Origin of the sequence: Enterococcus lactis, from assembly GCF_015751045.1 — a bacterium.
Lineage (GTDB): Bacteria > Bacillota > Bacilli > Lactobacillales > Enterococcaceae > Enterococcus_B > Enterococcus_B lactis.
Window position 1 is genome coordinate 15,936 of the sequence record NZ_BNJW01000025.1, and the last position, 18,831, is coordinate 34,766.

Annotated in this window: 20 protein-coding genes and 3 pseudogenes; 22 read left to right on the plus strand and 1 reads right to left on the minus strand. The window is 38.0% G+C overall.

What is annotated here, in order from left to right; genetic code table 11:
* Positions 1 to 85: 85 nt before the first annotated feature.
* The 5 genes and pseudogenes from KFO35_RS11860 to KFO35_RS11880 all read left to right on the plus strand — a co-directional run bounded on the left by KFO35_RS11860 (position 86) and on the right by KFO35_RS11880 (position 3,550).
* Positions 86 to 589, plus strand: a complete 504-nt coding sequence (locus tag KFO35_RS11860) for a 2-thiouracil desulfurase family protein (RefSeq protein ID WP_002291604.1) — start codon at positions 86 to 88, stop codon at positions 587 to 589.
* A complete protein-coding gene (locus KFO35_RS11865) occupies positions 549 to 887 on the plus strand; it encodes a putative DNA-binding protein (protein ID WP_002291603.1) in 339 nt (112 codons plus the stop codon). The genes KFO35_RS11860 and KFO35_RS11865 overlap by 41 nt, the downstream gene beginning before the upstream one ends.
* A gap of 20 nt (positions 888 to 907) precedes the next feature.
* The gene (gene ffh / locus KFO35_RS11870; protein ID WP_081185939.1) at positions 908 to 2,326 is read left to right on the plus strand and encodes a signal recognition particle protein; all 1,419 of its coding nucleotides are present in this window, start codon (positions 908 to 910) and stop codon (positions 2,324 to 2,326) included.
* A gap of 111 nt (positions 2,327 to 2,437) precedes the next feature.
* Positions 2,438 to 3,010 carry a DNA-3-methyladenine glycosylase I gene (locus tag KFO35_RS11875; RefSeq protein ID WP_119364908.1) on the plus strand — a complete coding sequence of 191 codons (573 nt, stop codon included), beginning with the start codon at positions 2,438 to 2,440 and terminating at the stop codon, positions 3,008 to 3,010.
* 18 nt (positions 3,011 to 3,028) lie between these two features.
* A pseudogene (locus KFO35_RS11880) lies at positions 3,029 to 3,550 on the plus strand (dihydrofolate reductase family protein).
* Positions 3,551 to 3,760: 210 nt separating this feature from the next.
* On the opposite strand, the gene KFO35_RS11885 reads toward KFO35_RS11880, so the two are convergent.
* Positions 3,761 to 4,315 carry an NADPH-dependent FMN reductase gene (locus tag KFO35_RS11885; RefSeq protein ID WP_002290264.1) on the minus strand — a complete coding sequence of 185 codons (555 nt, stop codon included), beginning with the start codon at positions 4,313 to 4,315 and terminating at the stop codon, positions 3,761 to 3,763.
* Positions 4,316 to 4,494: 179 nt separating this feature from the next.
* Here KFO35_RS11885 and KFO35_RS11890 point away from each other — a divergent pair, with 179 nt between their 5' ends.
* From KFO35_RS11890 to KFO35_RS11975, 17 genes and pseudogenes are all read left to right on the plus strand, one after another.
* Positions 4,495 to 5,607 (plus strand): helix-turn-helix domain-containing protein, encoded by a 1,113-nt coding sequence (locus KFO35_RS11890; RefSeq protein ID WP_119364909.1) that lies wholly within the window; start codon positions 4,495 to 4,497, stop codon positions 5,605 to 5,607.
* A gap of 1 nt (position 5,608) precedes the next feature.
* A complete protein-coding gene (locus KFO35_RS11895) occupies positions 5,609 to 5,809 on the plus strand; it encodes a PLDc N-terminal domain-containing protein (protein ID WP_081185936.1) in 201 nt (66 codons plus the stop codon).
* Positions 5,809 to 6,711 (plus strand): ABC transporter ATP-binding protein, encoded by a 903-nt coding sequence (locus tag KFO35_RS11900; protein WP_002334810.1) that lies wholly within the window; start codon positions 5,809 to 5,811, stop codon positions 6,709 to 6,711. The genes KFO35_RS11895 and KFO35_RS11900 overlap by 1 nt, the downstream gene beginning before the upstream one ends.
* Positions 6,708 to 7,478: a DUF2705 family protein gene (locus KFO35_RS11905; RefSeq protein ID WP_002313565.1), complete on the plus strand. Its 771-nt coding sequence runs from the start codon at positions 6,708 to 6,710 to the stop codon at positions 7,476 to 7,478. The genes KFO35_RS11900 and KFO35_RS11905 overlap by 4 nt, the downstream gene beginning before the upstream one ends.
* Positions 7,479 to 7,600: 122 nt before the next feature.
* Positions 7,601 to 7,876, plus strand: a complete 276-nt coding sequence (gene rpsP / locus KFO35_RS11910; RefSeq protein ID WP_002290274.1) for a 30S ribosomal protein S16 — start codon at positions 7,601 to 7,603, stop codon at positions 7,874 to 7,876.
* A gap of 11 nt (positions 7,877 to 7,887) precedes the next feature.
* Positions 7,888 to 8,139 carry a KH domain-containing protein gene (locus KFO35_RS11915; RefSeq protein WP_002290277.1) on the plus strand — a complete coding sequence of 84 codons (252 nt, stop codon included), beginning with the start codon at positions 7,888 to 7,890 and terminating at the stop codon, positions 8,137 to 8,139.
* A 124-nt stretch (positions 8,140 to 8,263) separates the two neighbouring features.
* Entirely contained in the window at positions 8,264 to 9,055 is a 792-nt protein-coding gene (locus KFO35_RS11920) for a hypothetical protein (RefSeq protein ID WP_156272171.1), read from the plus strand.
* A 151-nt stretch (positions 9,056 to 9,206) separates the two neighbouring features.
* Positions 9,207 to 9,731 carry a ribosome maturation factor RimM gene (gene rimM / locus KFO35_RS11925; RefSeq protein ID WP_002290281.1) on the plus strand — a complete coding sequence of 175 codons (525 nt, stop codon included), beginning with the start codon at positions 9,207 to 9,209 and terminating at the stop codon, positions 9,729 to 9,731.
* Positions 9,721 to 10,482: a tRNA (guanosine(37)-N1)-methyltransferase TrmD gene (gene trmD, locus KFO35_RS11930; protein ID WP_002313567.1), complete on the plus strand. Its 762-nt coding sequence runs from the start codon at positions 9,721 to 9,723 to the stop codon at positions 10,480 to 10,482. The genes rimM and trmD overlap by 11 nt, the downstream gene beginning before the upstream one ends.
* A 135-nt stretch (positions 10,483 to 10,617) precedes the next feature.
* Positions 10,618 to 10,965 (plus strand): 50S ribosomal protein L19, encoded by a 348-nt coding sequence (rplS, locus tag KFO35_RS11935; RefSeq protein ID WP_002290284.1) that lies wholly within the window; start codon positions 10,618 to 10,620, stop codon positions 10,963 to 10,965.
* Between the two features lie 258 nt (positions 10,966 to 11,223).
* Positions 11,224 to 11,517, plus strand: a pseudogene (locus tag KFO35_RS11940) (DUF2087 domain-containing protein).
* Positions 11,518 to 11,806: 289 nt separating this feature from the next.
* Positions 11,807 to 13,471 (plus strand): acetolactate synthase AlsS, encoded by a 1,665-nt coding sequence (gene alsS, locus KFO35_RS11945; protein ID WP_002313569.1) that lies wholly within the window; start codon positions 11,807 to 11,809, stop codon positions 13,469 to 13,471.
* A gap of 12 nt (positions 13,472 to 13,483) precedes the next feature.
* Positions 13,484 to 14,194, plus strand: coding sequence for an acetolactate decarboxylase (budA, locus tag KFO35_RS11950; protein WP_002313570.1), 711 nt, complete (start codon positions 13,484 to 13,486; stop codon positions 14,192 to 14,194).
* A 129-nt stretch (positions 14,195 to 14,323) separates the two neighbouring features.
* Positions 14,324 to 14,821 (plus strand): free L-methionine (R)-S-oxide reductase MsrC, encoded by a 498-nt coding sequence (msrC, locus tag KFO35_RS11955; protein WP_002293167.1) that lies wholly within the window; start codon positions 14,324 to 14,326, stop codon positions 14,819 to 14,821.
* Positions 14,822 to 15,006: 185 nt separating this feature from the next.
* Entirely contained in the window at positions 15,007 to 15,267 is a 261-nt protein-coding gene (locus tag KFO35_RS11960) for a hypothetical protein (protein ID WP_002289617.1), read from the plus strand.
* Positions 15,268 to 16,186: 919 nt separating this feature from the next.
* Positions 16,187 to 18,379, plus strand: a pseudogene (locus KFO35_RS14240) (BppU family phage baseplate upper protein).
* 13 nt (positions 18,380 to 18,392) lie between these two features.
* The coding region (locus KFO35_RS11975) for a hypothetical protein (protein ID WP_211140339.1) at positions 18,393 to 18,831 on the plus strand (439 nt) is incomplete at its 3' end.

The window sequence follows — 18,831 nt, forward strand, 5'->3', positions numbered from 1 at the left end:
AGAATCAGTACAAGGGGCTATTTTACAAAAGAAATAAATGGTATAATAGGAAGGCACTTTGCTGAATAGAAAGGAAGAGCAGTCAATGATTGGAATCAGTGCATGTTTAGGCGGTCTAGCCTGTCGCTATGATGGACAGAAAAAAGAAGTACCAGAATTGATGGAACTAGTTGAAACTGGCGAAGCTGTCATGGTCTGTCCAGAAGTAATCGGTGGATTGCCAATCCCTAGAGATCCTGCTGAAATCATTGGTGGAAATGGGTTCGATGTGTGGAAAGATCAAGCAAAAGTATGGACGACAAGCGGCGAAGATGTAACGGAAGCGTATAAAAACGGCGCGATCAAAGCATATCAAAAATTGCAGGAAAAACACATTGATCTAGTCATTATGAAGGAAAAAAGCCCTTCATGCGGGACCCATTCGATTTATGATGGAAGCTTTTCCGGAATAACAAAAAATGGCGCCGGAGTGGCCACTGCTTATTTTATTCAGCAAAAAATGACTGTGCTCTCTGATGAAGAATGGCTGAAAACTAGAGGTGAGCAGAATGGAAATCGAAAAGACCAATCGAATGAACGCGCTCTTTGAATTTTATTCGACCTTATTGACAGAAAAGCAAATGAACTACATGGAGTTATATTATGCAGATGATTTTTCATTAGGTGAGATCGCGGAAGAATACGAAGTAAGTCGACAAGCAGTATATGACAATATCAAGCGGACAAGCAAGATCTTGGAGGATTATGAAAAAAAACTCCATCTCTTCTCTGATTATATTGTCCGAGAACAGATATTAGAAAAGATGACCGCATATATTACAGATAAGTATCCGGAAGATAAAAAACTGCTTGAATATGTACAGCAAATTCAAGCAATCGAAGAATAAATAAAAGGAATGAAGAAAATATGGCATTTGAAAGCTTAACTGAACGTCTCCAGCAGGCGATGGGAAAACTAAGAAAAAAAGGGAAAGTATCAGAAGCTGACGTAAAAGAAATGATGCGGGAAATCCGCCTTGCCTTATTAGAAGCCGATGTTAACTTGCAAGTAGTCAAAGACTTTACTAAACGCGTACGCGAACGTGCGGTAGGGGCAGAAGTGCTGGAAAGTTTATCACCTGCACAACAAATCGTAAAAATCGTTGATGAAGAATTAACGATCACACTTGGTTCTGAAACAGCAGAGTTAAATAAATCACCCAAAATACCAACTGTTATCATGATGGCTGGTCTACAAGGGGCAGGTAAAACAACTTTTACCGGTAAATTAGCGAATTATTTAAAGAAAAATGAAAATGCTCGTCCGCTCCTAATCGCAGGGGACGTATATCGACCAGCAGCGATTGACCAATTGAAAGTATTGGGTCAACAGCTAGATGTTCCTGTATTTGACATGGGAACAGAAGTTAGCCCGGTAGAAATCGTTCGTCAAGGGATGGAGTTAGCAAGAGAAAAGAAAAACGACTATGTATTGATCGATACGGCAGGACGTCTGCACATCGATGAAGCATTGATGGATGAGTTGAAACAAATCAAAGAATTGACGCAACCAAATGAAATCTTGCTAGTTGTCGATGCCATGACTGGTCAAGATGCCGTCAATGTAGCTGACAGCTTCAATCAGCAATTAGGGATTACTGGAGTCGTCATCACTAAACTTGATGGGGATACTCGAGGCGGGGCAGCCTTATCGATCCGCTCAGTGACAGGTGCACCAATCAAATTCATCGGTTCTGGTGAAAAATTGACTGACTTAGAAGTATTCCACCCAGATCGTATGGCTAGCCGTATCCTTGGTATGGGGGATATGCTGACACTGATCGAAAAAGCGCAGCAAGACTATGATGAGAAAAAAGCGGAAGAACTTGCACAGAAGATGCGGGAAAACTCCTTTGATTTCAATGACTTTATTGAACAACTCGATCAAGTGATGGGGATGGGCCCACTGGAAGATCTAATCAAAATGATTCCAGGAATGAATCAAGTCCCTGGAATCGAAAACGTCAAGGTAGATCCAAAAGACGTTGAACGCAAAAAAGCGATGGTTTATTCTATGACACCAGCAGAAAGGGCGAATCCTGATCTGTTGAATCCAAGCCGTCGCCGCCGAATTGCTGCCGGTTCTGGAAACAGTGTGGTTGAAGTAAACCGAATGATCAAGCAATTCAAGGAATCAAGAAAAATGATGCAACAAATGTCCAAAGGGGATATGAACATCCCAGGTATGGACCAAATGTTTGGTTCAGGCGTCAAAGGAAAACTAGGCAAAATGGCGATGAATCGAATGATCAAGAAAAATAAGAAGAAAAAGAAAAAACGGAAATAAGATAAAAAAAACAGCTTCGGTACAGACTGAAAATGTCTACTGCCGGAGCTTTTCTATCAGCAATTTTTATTCTTTACTGATACAATTACTCTAAACGAAGAGGTGGCACAAATGAGATGTCCGTGGAGTGAACAAACAGAAAGTATGCGGCAATATCATGATACTGTCTGGGGTGTTCCTGAACATGATGACCAAAAGCTGTTCCGAAAATTGATGCTCGACATCAATCAGGCAGGATTGAGTTGGCAGACGATTTTAAATAAAAGTGACGCATTCGATGAAGCATATGATCAATTCGATATCCAAAAAGTCGCAAATTATGGAGAAACAAAAATGAGCGAACTAATGGAAAACAAAGGAATTATTCGGAACCGCAGAAAAATCGAAGCAGCTGTCCAAAACGCTAAAGCAGTCTTGAAGATTCAAGAAGAATTCGGCAGTTTTTCTGAGTATCTTTGGTCGTTTTCTAATGGAAAAATCGTTGATTCTTCTTATCATTCACAAGAAGAAGTCCCGACAACAAGTCCTCTTTCAGATGAATTAGCAAAAGATCTAAAGAAAAGAGGATTTAAATTTATTGGCAGTACGACAATCTGTGCTTTTTTAGAAGCAGTCGGGATCATCAATGATCACCTTGACAGTTGTTTCCGCAAAGAAGAGGTCATACGTATCGGCAGAAAATGAAGAAAGGGCGAATAAAACATGCGAAAAATCATATTTTATGGCGCTGTAAGTTTAGATGGTTATTTGGCAACGAAAACGGATGACCTTCAATGGCTTTTTGACACTCCGACAGGTGAGCAAACCACTTATGTAGCTTTTTATGAAACAATCGATACGACCATCATGGGCAGGAAAACTTATCAAGAAGCAAAAAAATATTTGGAAACCGAAGCAATTTATCCAGAGAAAAAGAATTTCGTTTTTTCAACCAATGCACAATTACAATTACCAGATGCTGAGGTCGTACACGAAGAGCCTGTTGCTTTTCTAAAAAATCTACAAATGGCAGAAGGAAAAGATATCTGGATTGTGGGTGGGGGTCGATTGATCAAACCGTTAGTAGAACATCAAATGATTGATGAATGATATATCCAGATTGCCCCTGTATTATTAGGGGACGGAATCCCTTTATTCCAAAAAGGAACCTATGAAGCACGTTTCGAATTGCTAGATACGACACGATTCGGTGAATTTATCGAATTACATTATGTACGAAAGTAGAAGTAAATAAAACAAAAGGAGCGTGAGACAAAAGTGTTCTTTACTTTTGTCTCACGCTCTAAACACATATAAACGGCGGAAGCAGAAGCAACTCCTTCGGAAATAAGCTGAAATTCACAAAAATTTGAAAAGCAATTTTCGTGAATTCCTTCTTATTTCTTGGAGTTAAACGCTTCTGTCCCAGCCTCTTTTTTTATTATTGTTCTGATTTTATTCTGCTAATTTGTTAGAAAAATCTAGATACGCATCTAAAATCGTTTGGAAGAAACTTAATGTTCCTTCAACGATATTGCCGTTTTCATCAATTAGATTCGCAACGTTTCCGATATATGCTTCCGGTTGTTGCAAGGTTGGCACATTCAAAAAGACAAGTGATTGGCGTAGATGGTGGTTTGCGCCAAAGCCGCCGATCCCACCTGGTGATGCAGTAACGACTAAACCTGGTTTATGATCCCAAACACTGTGTCCATAAGGTCTTGAGCCTACATCTAAAGCATTTTTCAATACTGCTGGCACAGAGCGGTTGTATTCAGGAGTAACGAAAACGACACCGTCTAATCCGCTCACTTCCTCACGAAAACGAGTCCATTCAGCAGGAGCTTTTTCTGGGGTTTCAAGATCCTCATTGTAAAATGGCAGATCATCGAATTTTACAAATACACTTTCGTACCCTTCAGGAAGCAATTTTGCAAAAGCTTCTGCTACTTTTTTGTTGTAAGAATCTTTTCTTAAACTACCAATAAAAAATCCAATTTTTTTTGTCATACGATTTTTCCTCCTTCAAACTATCTATAATAATCTTACAAAAAATAAGTAATTGGAGCAAATAAAAACACTTACTGGCAAAAGTTTCGTTTTAGTTGACAAATGATCGCGAAGTATCGTTAGTCTCCATTGCCAACCCTCTTAGAAAGTCTATATAATGAAGAAAAAGGAGGGATAAGATGGAAGAATTATCATTATCGAAAAATGTAGCAAATTTACGAAAGAAAAAAGGCGTGACTCAAGAAACTCTAGCTGAATTCATAGGTGTGACAAAAGCTTCTGTTTCCAAATGGGAGACAGGCCAAAGTATGCCTGATGTACTCATATTGCCTAAATTAGCCAGTTTTTTTGATGTGTCTGTTGATGAACTGCTCGGCTATCATCCTCAATTGACGAAAGAGCAAATCAGACACTTTTATCAGCAGTGGACCACCGCTTTTTCTGAAGAGCCCTTTGAATATGTGATGGAGGACTGTAGAAAAGCGGTCAAACAATATTACTCATGTTATCCTTTTCTTCTACAAGTAGTCGTTTTGTGGTTGAATCATTTTATGCTAACAAAGGATCTGGAGGAACAACAAGCAATTCTGTCTGAAGCAGAAGCGTTATGTACGAAAATCGTTGAAGAATCAACAGAATTATCTCTATGCAATAATGCTTCTTTGTTAAAAGTAGCGGTCATGCTCCAGTTAGGCAAACCAGAAGAAGCTTTATCTGAAATCGAAGAAAAAGCGGATCCTTATCGTTTTGCCCAGCAAAGCGACACCTTGCTTATCCAAGCGTACCGAGCCGCTGGTCAAACAAAAAAAGCGGTAAGCTATACTCAATTCAGCATGTTTTCTCATTTAATCAATCTCGTATCTTCAGCCACTCATTATCTATTGATCCAAATCATTCAATTACCGGTTATAGAAGAAACTGTCAATAGAATAGATGCTGTGATCCAAGCATTCAACCTGACGGCGATCCATCCCAACAGTTGTGCTCAATTTTCTTACGCTGCAGCCTGTGCTTATGCGAAACATGAAAAAGAAGAACAAGTAATAAAGTGTTTAAAACAGTTTGTGGATTTGACACTTATACTTTTAAGTGAGGAAGGCAGGATTCTTCATGGTGATAGGTATTTTGATGAGATAAATGAGATATTTGAAGGAGCAGATCTTGGGGTACAGCAAATAAGAGACACGAAAATCATTAGGGAAGGGGCATTGAGTGCATTAGAAAATCCGATTTTTCAACAGATTGAGAAATCAAAAATTGTAAAACTAAAAAAACGATTGGCAGGCGAGTAATATGGACATCAAAGAATTTCTTCCGTTTTTAATTCCTTTAATCATTGTACAGTTTGGATTACTTATTTATGTACTTCATCATATCTTTACACATTCTGCATATAAACATGGAAATCGAATGATATGGGTGATTATTGTTATTGTTGGTATGCAGTTCATCGGTCCTGTCCTTTATTTGATTTTTGGCAAGGAGGATGCGTAGTGGCTATCTTGACACTTGAAAAAGTCTCAAAGTCTTTTGGTACAAACAAATTGCTGGATGATTTATCTTTTTCTGTAGAAGAACAGACGATTTTTGGTTTCATCGGTAAAAACGGTGCTGGAAAAACGACAACTATGAAACTGATCTTAGGTCTTATCAAAAAAGACAGCGGAACGATCCGAGTGAACGGAAAAGAAGTAGAGTACGGACAAACAACGACCAATCAAGAAATCGGCTATCTAGCTGATGTGCCGGTTTTTTATGATTATATGACCGCTTCTGAGTATTTGATCTTTTGCGGCGAACTCACAGGAATGCCTAAACAGCGGATAAAGGAAAAAACCAATGAACTGTTGTCACTTGTCGGTCTGTCGAATGAAAAGAAGCGGATCAAAAAATTTTCCAGAGGGATGCGACAACGTTTAGGGATTGCTCAAGCATTGTTGAACGAGCCCAAATTACTCATTTGCGATGAACCAACTTCTGCTCTTGATCCTGTTGGTCGAAAAGAAATCTTAGATATCTTATCCTCTGTGAAAGAGCAAACGACGATTTTATTTTCAACTCATATTTTATCTGATGTGGTGCGTATCTGTGACAAAGTTGCTTTTTTGGATAATGGAAAAATCGTGTTGTCTGGATCAGTGGACGAATTGAAAAAGCAAACAAATGCTAGTGGGTTTGAGATCGTATTTTTTTCCAAAAAAGAGCGCGAACAATTTGAAGAGCTTTTACCTGGAGGGATGATCCGAAGTGAACTGCGTATAGCTTATCCACAAAAAAGTAAAGAAGAAATGCTTTTTGCTATGGATTTGCTAGCCAAATATCAATTGCCAGTCCAATCAGTCCAGATGGAAGAACCTACGCTAGAAAAACTCTTTTTGGAGGTCGTTCAATCATGAGACAACTCATTGCCTTCGCCAAAAAGGAGCTAATGGAAAACTGGCGTACTGGAAAAATCATCACGCTAAGTGCGCTCACAGTGATTTTCGGTATAATGAATCCATTGCTAGCTAAATTGACTCCTTATTTAGTGCAAACTATGTCAACAACTCTGGCAGAGTCAGGGATTTCTGTTCAGAAAATCACAGTTGATGCAACGACTTCATGGACACAATTTTATAAAAATATTCCGATGTTGCTGATTTTCTTCCTTCTTTTATTCAGCGGGATATTGACAAGCGAATACCAAAACGGAACAATCATCAACTTACTGACAAAAGGGATGAAGCGCTGGAAGATATTTCTGTCGAAATGGATCATGGGTATACTGTTTTGGAGTGTCAGCTATTGGTGCTGTTATAGTATTACGCTAGCATACACGATTTATTATTGGGACCAGTCGATTATCTCCCATCCTTTATTTATCAGTTTTACTTATTATTTTTTTGGCTGTTGGCTTTATTCATTGATTTTATTTTATTCAGCTTTTCTTTCTTCCAATTATGCGGTTCTGTTGGCTAGTGGGGGAACGGTTATTCTGAGTTATGGTGCTGGGTTGTTCTCTAAAGTAGCAGAATATGTACCGACTTATTTGATTTCTTCCTCAAATTATCTTACGAAAGAAATCCACCTTACAGATTATACTCAGTCATTAGCAGTGACATGTTGTTCTATCGTCATATCCATCGTAGCTGGGTGGCTTGTTTTTAACAAAAAAGAAGTCTAAAATCTGCTATTTCCTAAAAAAAATCGAATTTAATCAAGCTGTAAAGAAAAAAAGCTTTACAGGGTAAAAAAAAACTGTTACACTACATCTTGTGAATAAAACAATGGAGGTGGAAATAAATAATGGCAGTTAAAATCCGTTTAAAACGTATGGGTTCTAAAAAGAGTCCTTTTTACCGTATCGTCGTAGCTGATTCACGTTCTCCTCGTGATGGACGTTTCATCGAAACTGTAGGTACTTACAATCCTTTGAAAGACCCTGCAGAAGTAGTTTTAAAAGAAGACTTAGTTCTTGACTGGTTATCAAAAGGTGCACAACCTTCTGACACTGTACGTAACATCCTTTCAAAAGAAGGCGTTATGCAAAAACACCACGAAGCTAAATTCTCAAAGAAATAAGGTGACCGGATATGAAAGATTTAAGCGACTTAGTCTTAACAATCGTTCGTCCGCTAGTCACTTATCCTGATCAAGTCAAGTTAGATGTCGTAGAGTCGAAAGATTTTTACGAGTATAACCTAACAGTGGCACCTGAAGATATTGGCCGTATCATCGGAAAACAAGGGCGTGTTGCCAAAGCAATCCGCACGATCGTTTACGGTGTTCGGATCAATGCACCAAAAAAAGTGCGTTTGAATATCATCGATGATAAGGAAAAGTAAATAAACGTGCTGTACTCGAATTTCCGAGTACAGCTTTTTTTGTTTTTTTATTAATTGAAGAAATGATTATTTGGCAAAAGAAGCAAGAAAGCGTATCCTTATAATAGGAGGGAGTGAACAGATAATGAGAAATACTATGTTATTTATTCCGTTTGTCTTATTGTTAAGCGCCTGCAGTTTGATTACTGAAAAATCAGACAATACGCAACCATCAAGCAGTACATCTGAAACTGTTGCAAGTACAGAAAAAAGTAGTACTAAAACGGCTTCATCTACTGAACAAACAAGGACTACCTCAAATAATGAGGAAAAGACTGCTTTAAACCAATTGAAAGAACAACAACCAAACGTGCCCATGCCTTTAGATATACCGATTTCTTCTGGCTATCTCAATGTCGCAGCGGCACAAACAAAGCAAGGTTATTCTATTTTATATTACGGATCAGATCGTCCCCTCAGGTTGAATGCTGACGAATTGAATCAAGAAACGCCTATTGCAACTTATCTCTATCAATATGGATTTGCTTCTAGTCAAGAAACGATACAAGTCTTGCAGCCATTTGAGATCGATACAAATGGGCAGAAAATGGATTTAGGTCATCAAATCACGGGGTATCAGCAAGGAGCAGCAGGTTCAAGCTACCTTGAATGGCAAGAAGGAAATTGGCGTATTCAGATCCGTGGGAATAATATTGATGGTCAAGAACCCTTGCCGTTAGCTAAAGAAATCGTAGCCTATTTGGAAGAAAACAGGCTGCCAGCACCTGAACAATTTGGTAAGATAACTATTGATATGGGAGATACGACGAATCGAGCCGTAGAAGTAAGTTGGCAAGAACCGAAAAATGTCTATACGATCACTCGTCAAGACCCTATGGCTGCATTGAAGATGGCAGTTTCTATGAAGAAGCCATGACAGAAGTGCTGAGCTTCAAGAAATAAGAAGTCATCAAAAACAGTACGCCACATTTTTGCAATAAATTTGGCTTAATACCCTAAAAGAAAACTAGAATTGCCTCTCCGCACATGCTAAAATAAAACAGACAAAAAAGAAATGGGGATATAAGTTGACTGAATACTTGAATGTAGGAAAAATCGTAAACACACAAGGTATCAAAGGTGAAGTCCGTGTGATCTCAACAACGGATTTCCCAGAGGAACGTTACAAAAAAGGGACGGTGCTGACATTATTCCAAGATGGAAAAGCACCTATTGAATTAACGGTCAAAAGTCATCGTAAACATAAAAATTTTGACTTATTGAGTTTTGAAGGTCATCCTTCGATCAACGATGTGGAAAAATATCGGGATGGCATATTGAAAGTGTCAAAAGACAACTCTGTAGATCTAGATGAAAATGAATTCTATTACCACGAGATCATCGGTCTGCGTGTGGTGGAAGAAGATGGAACGGAACTAGGTAAAGTAAAAGAAATCTTGTCACCAGGCGCTAATGATGTTTGGGTCGTTCAACGTCCGAAAAAGGCTGATATCTTGCTTCCATATATCGCTTCTGTCGTCAAAGAAGTTGATTTAGAAGCTGGAGTGATCCGTGTAGAAATCCCAGAAGGACTGATTGACGATGAAGATTGATGTATTGACTTTATTTCCACGAATGTTTGAAGGTCCTATGGGTGAATCCATCATCGGCAAGGCTGTAGATAAAGGTTTATTAGACATCAATATCTCTAACTTCCGCGACTATTCAGATAATAAACATCAGACAGTAGACGACTATCCATATGGCGGAGGAGCAGGTATGTTGCTTAAAGTCCAGCCAATCTATGATAATATCCAAGCAATTGAACAAGCTGCACCTGATGTCAAGAAACGAGTCATCCTTCTTGATCCAGCTGGTAAACGATTCGATCAGAAAATGGCAGAAGAATTTTCACAAGAAGAACACCTGGTATTCATTTGTGGTCACTACGAGGGGTATGATGAACGTATCCGCACATTAGTGACAGATGAAGTTTCTTTAGGGGATTATGTCCTTACTGGGGGAGAATTAGGTGCGATGGTCATGATCGATGCAACAGTTCGGCTGTTGCCAGATGTGTTAGGCAATCAGACTTCTGCCCAAACCGATTCTTATTCAACTGGTCTATTAGAACATCCCCAATATACTCGTCCAGCAGAATATAAAGGGATGAAAGTACCAGAAGTATTGACAAATGGAAATCATAAATTGATTGAAGAATGGCAATTAAAAGAGTCGCTAAGAAGAACCTATCAACGCCGACCTGATCTCTTGGAAACACTTGAATGGACGCCTCAAATGACGAAATTTTTAGAAGAAATCAAGAAAGAAGAGCAAGAAAAAACAGCAGATGTAGCCAAGTAACTTTTTCTAAAATCTTCTTTACAGTAGATTGATAGTATGTTAATATTTTATGGTGAGTGCACAAGCACTTAACTATTACGATATTCCGCTGTGAGAGAAGCTCATAAGAATATTTGGAATAAGGAGAAGAAAACCATGAATCCATTAATCGAAGAATTAACAAAAGACCAATTACGTTCTGACATCCCAGCGTTCCGCCCTGGTGACACTGTGCGTGTTCACGCAAAAGTTGTCGAAGGTACTCGTGAACGTATCCAGTTATTTGAAGGTGTTGTTATCAAACGCCGCGGTGCTGGAATCAGCGAAACTTATACAGTACGTAAAGTTTCTAACGGAGTGGGCGTTGAGCGTACATTCCCATTGCACACACCACGTGTTGCAAAAATCGAAGTAGTTCGCTACGGTAAAGTACGTCGTGCAAAATTGTACTACCTACGTGCATTACACGGAAAAGCTGCTCGTATCAAAGAAATCCGTCGTTAATCATCGTTATCAGACTGAGAAAGAACCCTTGGTATTCAAGGGTTCTTTTTTTGTTCTTATCATGTACGCAATATTCTTGATTCAGTATTTTTTTATTACTCGACTGGGCGAATAACTTATTAGGATGAGTCTTCCGACAAATATTAGTAAAAAAAAGAGCCATGTGATAATATCTTTCTTGAGAGTAACCGCTTTAACAAAAAATACAGAATATTCTAACATAAATGGAGTATTCTTAGAATCAAAAGGAGAAATAAGATGATTTATACTTACACGGAGCAAGAGAAGATGAAAGTTTTGGAGACGTTTATGAAGGATGGAAAAGTAAAATAAGTACCAAGCGCAACAAAAAAGAAATACATCCTGCTGAAAGAAGTCTTGAAACGATTCGAACATGGAGTAATCTATACAGAAACAGAAGTCAATTCGATATTGATGGACATATTTTCTAGTGCTGATTATGTCGAACAAAGGCGTTATCTAATCACATTCGGTTTTTTCAAAAGAAGTTCGGATAGTCGAGCGTATCAGTTGATGGGAAATGAAAATTAGAAGTTTTGATGTATACTAATTGAAAAAAATTCAAGTATGCGGCGTAGAACCAATGTCGCATACTTGAATTTTTTTTGTCATCTTGTGAAATTGGTTGAAACTTTCAACCAAGAATGACAGTTTTTTATGTAAAAACTGTCATTCTTTTTCATTTTTTGAAACATATGGCTAAACAAATGAAATAAAACGTGCTATACTTCTGAATGAAACAGGTTTAGAAACTGTATCACTTGTTTGTGATTATTTCTAACTAATAATTAAAAATAAAGCATAAAAAGGACGATGTTCAATGGCTGAAAAAATGAAACAAGGTTCGAAATCTGTAGTAGAAAGTTTGATCAATCATCACGTTGATTATGTATTCGGTATACCAGGCGCAAAAATCGATGGTGTATTTAATGAATTAGAGGATCAAGGTCCTGAATTAATCGTAACTCGTCACGAACAAAATGCTGCATTTATGGCACAAGCAATCGGACGTATCACAGGAGAACCCGGGGTTGTTATCGCAACAAGTGGTCCAGGTGCTAGTAACTTAGCTACAGGTTTGGTAACAGCGACAGCAGAAGGAGACCCAGTTTTAGCAATTGCCGGACAAGTAAAACGAAGCGATCTATTGAAGTTGACCCATCAAAGCATGGATAATGCAGCGCTGTTCCAGCCAATCACAAAATACAGTGCAGAAATCCAAGATCCGGAAACAATTTCAGAAGTGATTGCCAATGCTTATCGTATGGCTAAGAGCTCAAAAAAAGGAGCGAGTTTTATCAGTATTCCTCAAGACGTAGTGGATGCGCCAGTTCAAGGTAATATCATCAAGCCATTGAGTGATCCTAAATTAGGTTCTGCTTCTGCAGATGATATCCGTTACTTAGCCGAACGCATCAGGGAAGCAAAACTACCGGTATTATTAGTAGGTATGCGGGGATCAAGCGAAAAAGAAACATTAGCTATCCGACAATTAGTTGAAAAGACAGCATTGCCTGTTGTAGAGACATTCCAAGCAGCAGGAGTGATCTCACGTGAATTAGAAGCGCATTTCTTTGGTCGTGTGGGATTGTTTAGAAACCAACCAGGCGATATGCTTTTGAAACGAAGCGACCTAGTCATCGCAATTGGCTATGATCCAATCGAATATGAAGCAAGAAACTGGAACGCAGAAAAAGATGCGCGGATCATTGTGATCGATGAAGCACCAGCTGAAATCGATCCGTTTATGCAGCCTGAAAGAGAGTTGATTGGCGATATCTCAGCTACTCTTGATTTATTGACAGGTTCATTAGAGCCTCAACAAGTGTCAGAAGATGCGAAAGAATATTTAGCTTCTCTTCAAGCAAAACTAACGGAGCGGGATATTGTCCAATCAAAAGGAGAAGCAGGTATTTTGCATCCTTTAGAAGTCATCAACACACTTCAATCAAAAGTAACAGATGATATGACCGTTACTGTAGATGTAGGGAGTCATTATATTTGGATGGCACGCCACTTTAGAAGTTATGAACCCCGACATCTGTTATTCAGTAATGGTATGCAAACGCTTGGTGTAGCATTACCATGGGCAATTTCTGCTGCACTGGTACGTCCAAATACACAAATCGTATCAGTTTCCGGAGATGGCGGATTTTTATTCTCTGCCCAAGATTTAGAAACGGCCGTACGTAAAAAATTGAATATCGTTCATTTGATTTGGAATGATGGACGCTACAATATGGTAGAGTTTCAAGAAAAAATGAAATATCAACGGGCGTCAGGTGTAGACTTTGGTCCAGTTGATTTTGTGAAATATGCAGAAGCTTTTGGTGCTAAAGGGATCCGAGCTACAAGTGTAGAGGAATTAGAAAAAGCTTTAGAAGAAGGTTTTGCGACAGAAGGACCCGTAATTATTGATATTCCGATCGATTACCGTGATAATGAGAAATTGGGAGAAACAATCTTACCAGATCAATTCTATTAAGGAAGTGGCGACATGACTGAAAAAATCTTATACCAGCACGGGACATTAGGAGCTTTGATGGCCGGCTTGATGGATGGAACAGAAACGATTGCTCATATATTGGAAAAAGGAACTCTGGGATTGGGAACATTGCATGGACTTGATGGTGAAGTCATCTTTTTAGATGGCGTAGCTTATCAAGGAAGATCAGATGGCTCAGTTGTCCAATTAGATGGAAGTGAACTTACCCCCTATGCAGCAATTACAGATTTTACGCCAGATACTAGTTTTTCTGTTTCAGAATCTGCAGATGGAGAACAATTGAAAAAAGACATCTTAGTAAAAGAAGATGGGGAAAATCTATTTTTAGCAGTGAAGATAACTGGATTATTCAAAAACATGCATATCCGTATCATGCCGAAACAAGAAAAGCCTTATCGAAGACTAGCAAAAATTTCAGAGTCTCAACCAGAATTCCAACAAAGCAACATTCATGGAACATTAGTTGGGTTCTTTACGCCTGAATTATTCCAAGGAGTTGCTGCAGCGGGATTTCATCTGCATTTTATCGATGATACACATACATTTGGTGGACATGTAATGGATTTTGAAGTAACTGAAGGAAATGTGGAAATCAGCCGCATCTCGTCCCTTGTACAGCACTTTCCAGTTGATGATCCGACTTTTGTTCATGAAACGATTGATTATGCTGATTTAGCAGCAGAAATCCAACAAGCAGAATAGAAAAAGACAGCGAGATGCGTTCAAGGTGATCAACCTGACGTATCTCGTTTTTTTGAGGAGGAAACCTAGCGTTTACTAAAAAACTGAGCTATAATCTTCTCCATAGATCAAAAAGGAGCGGTTTTTATCATGTGGACAGAAAAACAGAAAAAAGATGCATACGAAATTCTATTATTACAGCAACAAGGATTATTAGAAGCAGAAGATAACTGGTTAGCAAATTTAGCAAATTCATCTGCATTGTTGAATGAAACATTACCTGAGACCGTCTTTGCAGGATACTATTTATTTGATGGTAATGAATTGATTTTAGGACCGTTCCAAGGGCGAGTTTCCTGCACACGTATCAAGATGGGAAAAGGAGTTTGTGGAGAGTCAGCTGAAAAACAAGCGACATTGATCGTTGACGATGTCAAAAAACATGAAAACTATATTTCCTGTGATTCAGCCGCACAATCAGAAATCGTTGTACCAATGGTAAAAGAGGGTCATTTAATCGGTGTTTTAGATATCGATTGCGGAGTAACGAAAGGGTACGATGAAATCGATCAAGCATTTCTAGAAAAATATGTAGATCTTTTATTAGCAAATTTTAATATAAATGCCTTTTCATTTATTAATAACTAAAATCGATTATTGAAACAAAAAAGAAGAGAAATCAAGAATAAAAAGAGCCGGAAAGACAGTGGGCATATCTGTTTTTCGGTTTTTTTATTTTTTTATAAAATCACAAGTGTTATTGGTTTTCATAATCATATTTTAATGGTATTATCATTTTAAATAATGAAAAACACATTAAGGGTGGATGAAATATGAATAACGAAACTATCATTTTAGGAAAAAAATATATTTGCCAACCTATTGGCTTGAAACAAAAAGTGGTTGGAGAAGTAATCAGTAAATTAGAAAATTGTGTTGTGATCTGCGTAGACGAATATCATGACGTCGATCGCAATGAAATATTAGAAAAATGCGGAAAAGTAGTGGCAAAATACACTCACGTTTATGAGTTGGAAACGACAGAATATCTATATAATTACAGCAATAAATATGAACATACTTTAGTTTCATAAAGATTTTAAATAAAGTGCCTTCAAAAGCGAGGAGTCCAAGCTTTTGAAGTCACTTTATTTAGTTGGCGTTGTTTTTTTATGATTTTTGATTTATTAAAAAGGTTCGCCTAGAGAATCTGTTTCTGTAACAATACCTTGTGAAGAAACTCGATAAAAATCTATAGTACCAGAGCCGTCCAGTTGTCGAATGGATCTACTAGTTGCCTTAAGAAGATAGCCCGAGCAAATCATTTTAAAAAATGCAAAACTGATATCATAATCATTTAGATCAGGTTTATTATCCGTAAAGTATTTGTAAAGCTTGTGCCTGATCAGGAGTAAACGTAGAACTATCATAGTTATTTGTTGAAGAAGACAAAGAAGTTGACTTAGAGTTTACTTGAAATGATGAAGATGTGCTGTTAGTTTCTCTAACATGTATTTTTTAGTGGAAGAAACTTTTATATCGGAAGTTTCAGAAGTTTCTCCAGAAGAATTTTTCTTATTTCTAGAAATTGTTGATCGATACTACTCGAAATGTGGATATCTGAAGATATACTCTTTGACTAGGAATTTCCACAAGCAGTAAGTAAAAATAAGCTTGATAAACTGATAAGTAGAATTTTTTCATTATATACACAATCCTTATACTGTAATTTGGCATATACCTATGCTAAATATTAGGCAAAAACAATGCAAAAATATTAAGTCTTTTATTAAGCCAAAATAAAAAAACGTTGATTTATCAACGTTTTTTACAGTATCTATTAGTCTCAACCATACATATATATATGGAGACGGCGGGTTCAGGCAATAACATTGGGGTGTACGTTGATGCAGCAACTGCTAGATATGCCAAGCCAGTTGCAGGATTTGCGACAACTGAAAATAAAATTATTGGCAGAGGTTTGATTATCAATAATGGGCAGGTGTTAAGTTAATGGTTTATAAGATGAATGAATCGATCATTGTGATTCAAGCAGAAGCCACTAGTCCAAACAGGACGAATGTTGTTTTTTGGTCGCATGATCGAGGAACAGCTAAGCTTCGAATGAAGTTAGTTCGGAAAAACGGCATCCCTCAAAGCTTACCCGAAGGGACAACTGTTCCGATTCGCTTGATGTTCAAATCTGCAACGGCAGAAGGTGGTTATGGTAAACATGACTATCTAGCTACGGTAGAAGATCCTGTGAATGGTATTGTATTTATCGTATTAGAAGATAATATTTTAGGATATGTCGGTAAAGTAGGAGGTAGCGTATATATTGATTTTCCAAACGACCGCTCGTTAGATACAGCTGGTCGTTTTACTTTTTATATCAAACGCAGTCCAATTGATGATAGTACGCCAGAGCTGGAAGATTATTATTTCAATGGGTTTAGCCAGACAATCGATAAAATCGAAAAAATTCTAGCTGATGGAAAGCTAGAGATTGAAAAGAAAATTGCGGAATCCGAAACGCAGATTGATGCGAAAGTAAAAGACACAAACGACAAAATCACGAAAGCTAATCAAGATGTCGCAACTCTCAATACTAATATTGATAAAGCGAATGATCGTATTGATCAAACCAATCAGCAAATCGGCGACCTCGGCAAGCTGAAAAAGATGTACAGTAACAGCATTGACTTCGGGGACTATGATTATTCGGGAAGACCTAACTTATTCCTAAATTTAGATTTTTCAAAACTAAGTAAAAATGCTTCAGAGATTACAGAACCTCCTGCTTATGTTAAAGACGGCGGTTCGCATTTTGTACTTGACTTTAGCGATCCGTCAGCAAACGATGTAAGTAGAAGCGTATATATTCCATCTGTAGGACGGTTAGAAAAAGGCTCTACTTATATCGTAACTGTGCCTATAATGATTAGTGAGGATTTCTCCACAAATTACGGCTCTTCGCCTATCTATCCGTATTGTGTATCAGCTAATAACGTTGTGACACGTGTCACTTATTTATATCCAGATAATAGTTGTAGGGGAAAATGGGGGTTCATTAAAGAGACATTTACTGTACCTGAAAACGTGTCAGACGGAGAATTTACTTATTTTTAGGTTTACTCGACTAAAGGACAAGTCGGCAAACTCTACATTGGTTATGATATTAAGATTGAGAAAGTAACGTCAACAAGTGATACGGCAACTCCTTACCAGCCAAATTTACTCGATGCGCCATATTATTTGAGTAAAAAAACACTAGGTAAAAATTTACTTGATCCAACTGGCATTACAAGTAGCTCATATTTGCTTCTAACTAAAACACCAAGCGAAAAGTTACTTAAAGACCAGACCTATACTATTACACTTAAAGGAACTAAACCGGCAACGCAGACATTCCGTTGTTTTGTACAATATGAAACTAATGGTTCTACTGTGAATCTTTTTGATATGAAACCAGTTGAAGGTCTTGTTGATGAGTGGCAATTGACATTTAAAGCAACTAGAAGCGCCACTGATATAACTGGGAGACTATATGTTTATCAAGTGCCAAATACAAGTTTAGGTCAATGTAAAGTAGAATGGATAAAACTAGAAAAAGGCGACACACGAACCCCAAATATTAGTGAATATAAATACTGTGGTGAAGGATTGAAAGACAGCAACAATCCCAATGATTACAGTTGGGACATCACGCCTGAATATGCTGAAAAAGGCTTGAATAATACGGTTAGTTTGACCGAGCCACAGTCAGTTGAAGGTTTAAAAAACTTTGAGGATGGGTTGCAGATTGCAGGTGAAGAAGTTGCGACAGTTGCAGAAAGTACAGGTTGGCTTGCTCTTACACTTGTGGACGGTTTCGAAGTAGCTGAGAATAATCCACCTCAATATAAAATCACGTATCAAGCAAATGGTGATAATGAAATTGAGTTTAGAGGTGAGTTCCAACTGACCGGAGGGACAAAATTTACAAAGGATACAAGTTATTATCCATTCGGACGTGCTAATCAAGCTACAAATATACCAAATGAGTTGAAACCTGACCGAACCGCCTTTGGTTACGGCGCAACAAGTACAGGTGTCGGTGGTCGGCTAGCTGTAACCACAACGCCAACTTTTGTATTCATACCTGGCGATTCAGATGGTACTTATTGTTCCATTAGTCCTTTACGGTACACGCAAACAAAAAAATAAAGGAGTGAAATAAATGAAAGATATTTGGAAGTATGGCAAGCCTGGTGGGGAATATGCCGGAAAAGTGTTAGATGATATGGTTATGACTGTCCCGTTTACTGATGTCCCACCATTAGAAGGAATTCGTTCAGATGGGGAGCCTTTAACAATTAATGATCAATTATTTGATCCGCAAGAAAAACGATGGATTGTTTTGACGAATGTATTGGATCACAATAAGCTAAATAATCTTGAAGCAGTGTATGAAGCTCTGGAACATGAAAACGGCAATCTAAAACAGCTCAATGCCAAACTCATGCTAAACGATGTAGCAATTAAACAGGAAAACACTGCATTAAAAGAAAAAGCTGATAGTTTAGCACAAATCAATTCAAAAATGATGCTTGCTTCGATTCAAAACAGCAAGGATATTGCAGAAATTAAAGAGCAATTAAATCCAGCTTCAAAGGGAG

Coding starts and splice junctions, on each gene's coding strand:
- KFO35_RS11860 (WP_002291604.1), top strand. CDS start 86: ATGATTGGAATCAGTGCATGTTTAGGCGGTCTAGCCTGTCGCTATGAT.
- KFO35_RS11865 (WP_002291603.1), top strand. CDS start 549: ATGGAAATCGAAAAGACCAATCGAATGAACGCGCTCTTTGAATTTTAT.
- ffh (WP_081185939.1), top strand. CDS start 908: ATGGCATTTGAAAGCTTAACTGAACGTCTCCAGCAGGCGATGGGAAAA.
- KFO35_RS11875 (WP_119364908.1), top strand. CDS start 2,438: ATGAGATGTCCGTGGAGTGAACAAACAGAAAGTATGCGGCAATATCAT.
- KFO35_RS11885 (WP_002290264.1), bottom strand. CDS start 4,315: ATGACAAAAAAAATTGGATTTTTTATTGGTAGTTTAAGAAAAGATTCT.
- KFO35_RS11890 (WP_119364909.1), top strand. CDS start 4,495: ATGGAAGAATTATCATTATCGAAAAATGTAGCAAATTTACGAAAGAAA.
- KFO35_RS11895 (WP_081185936.1), top strand. CDS start 5,609: ATGGACATCAAAGAATTTCTTCCGTTTTTAATTCCTTTAATCATTGTA.
- KFO35_RS11905 (WP_002313565.1), top strand. CDS start 6,708: ATGAGACAACTCATTGCCTTCGCCAAAAAGGAGCTAATGGAAAACTGG.
- rpsP (WP_002290274.1), top strand. CDS start 7,601: ATGGCAGTTAAAATCCGTTTAAAACGTATGGGTTCTAAAAAGAGTCCT.
- KFO35_RS11915 (WP_002290277.1), top strand. CDS start 7,888: ATGAAAGATTTAAGCGACTTAGTCTTAACAATCGTTCGTCCGCTAGTC.
- KFO35_RS11920 (WP_156272171.1), top strand. CDS start 8,264: ATGAGAAATACTATGTTATTTATTCCGTTTGTCTTATTGTTAAGCGCC.
- trmD (WP_002313567.1), top strand. CDS start 9,721: ATGAAGATTGATGTATTGACTTTATTTCCACGAATGTTTGAAGGTCCT.
- rplS (WP_002290284.1), top strand. CDS start 10,618: ATGAATCCATTAATCGAAGAATTAACAAAAGACCAATTACGTTCTGAC.
- alsS (WP_002313569.1), top strand. CDS start 11,807: ATGGCTGAAAAAATGAAACAAGGTTCGAAATCTGTAGTAGAAAGTTTG.
- budA (WP_002313570.1), top strand. CDS start 13,484: ATGACTGAAAAAATCTTATACCAGCACGGGACATTAGGAGCTTTGATG.
- msrC (WP_002293167.1), top strand. CDS start 14,324: ATGTGGACAGAAAAACAGAAAAAAGATGCATACGAAATTCTATTATTA.
- KFO35_RS11960 (WP_002289617.1), top strand. CDS start 15,007: ATGAATAACGAAACTATCATTTTAGGAAAAAAATATATTTGCCAACCT.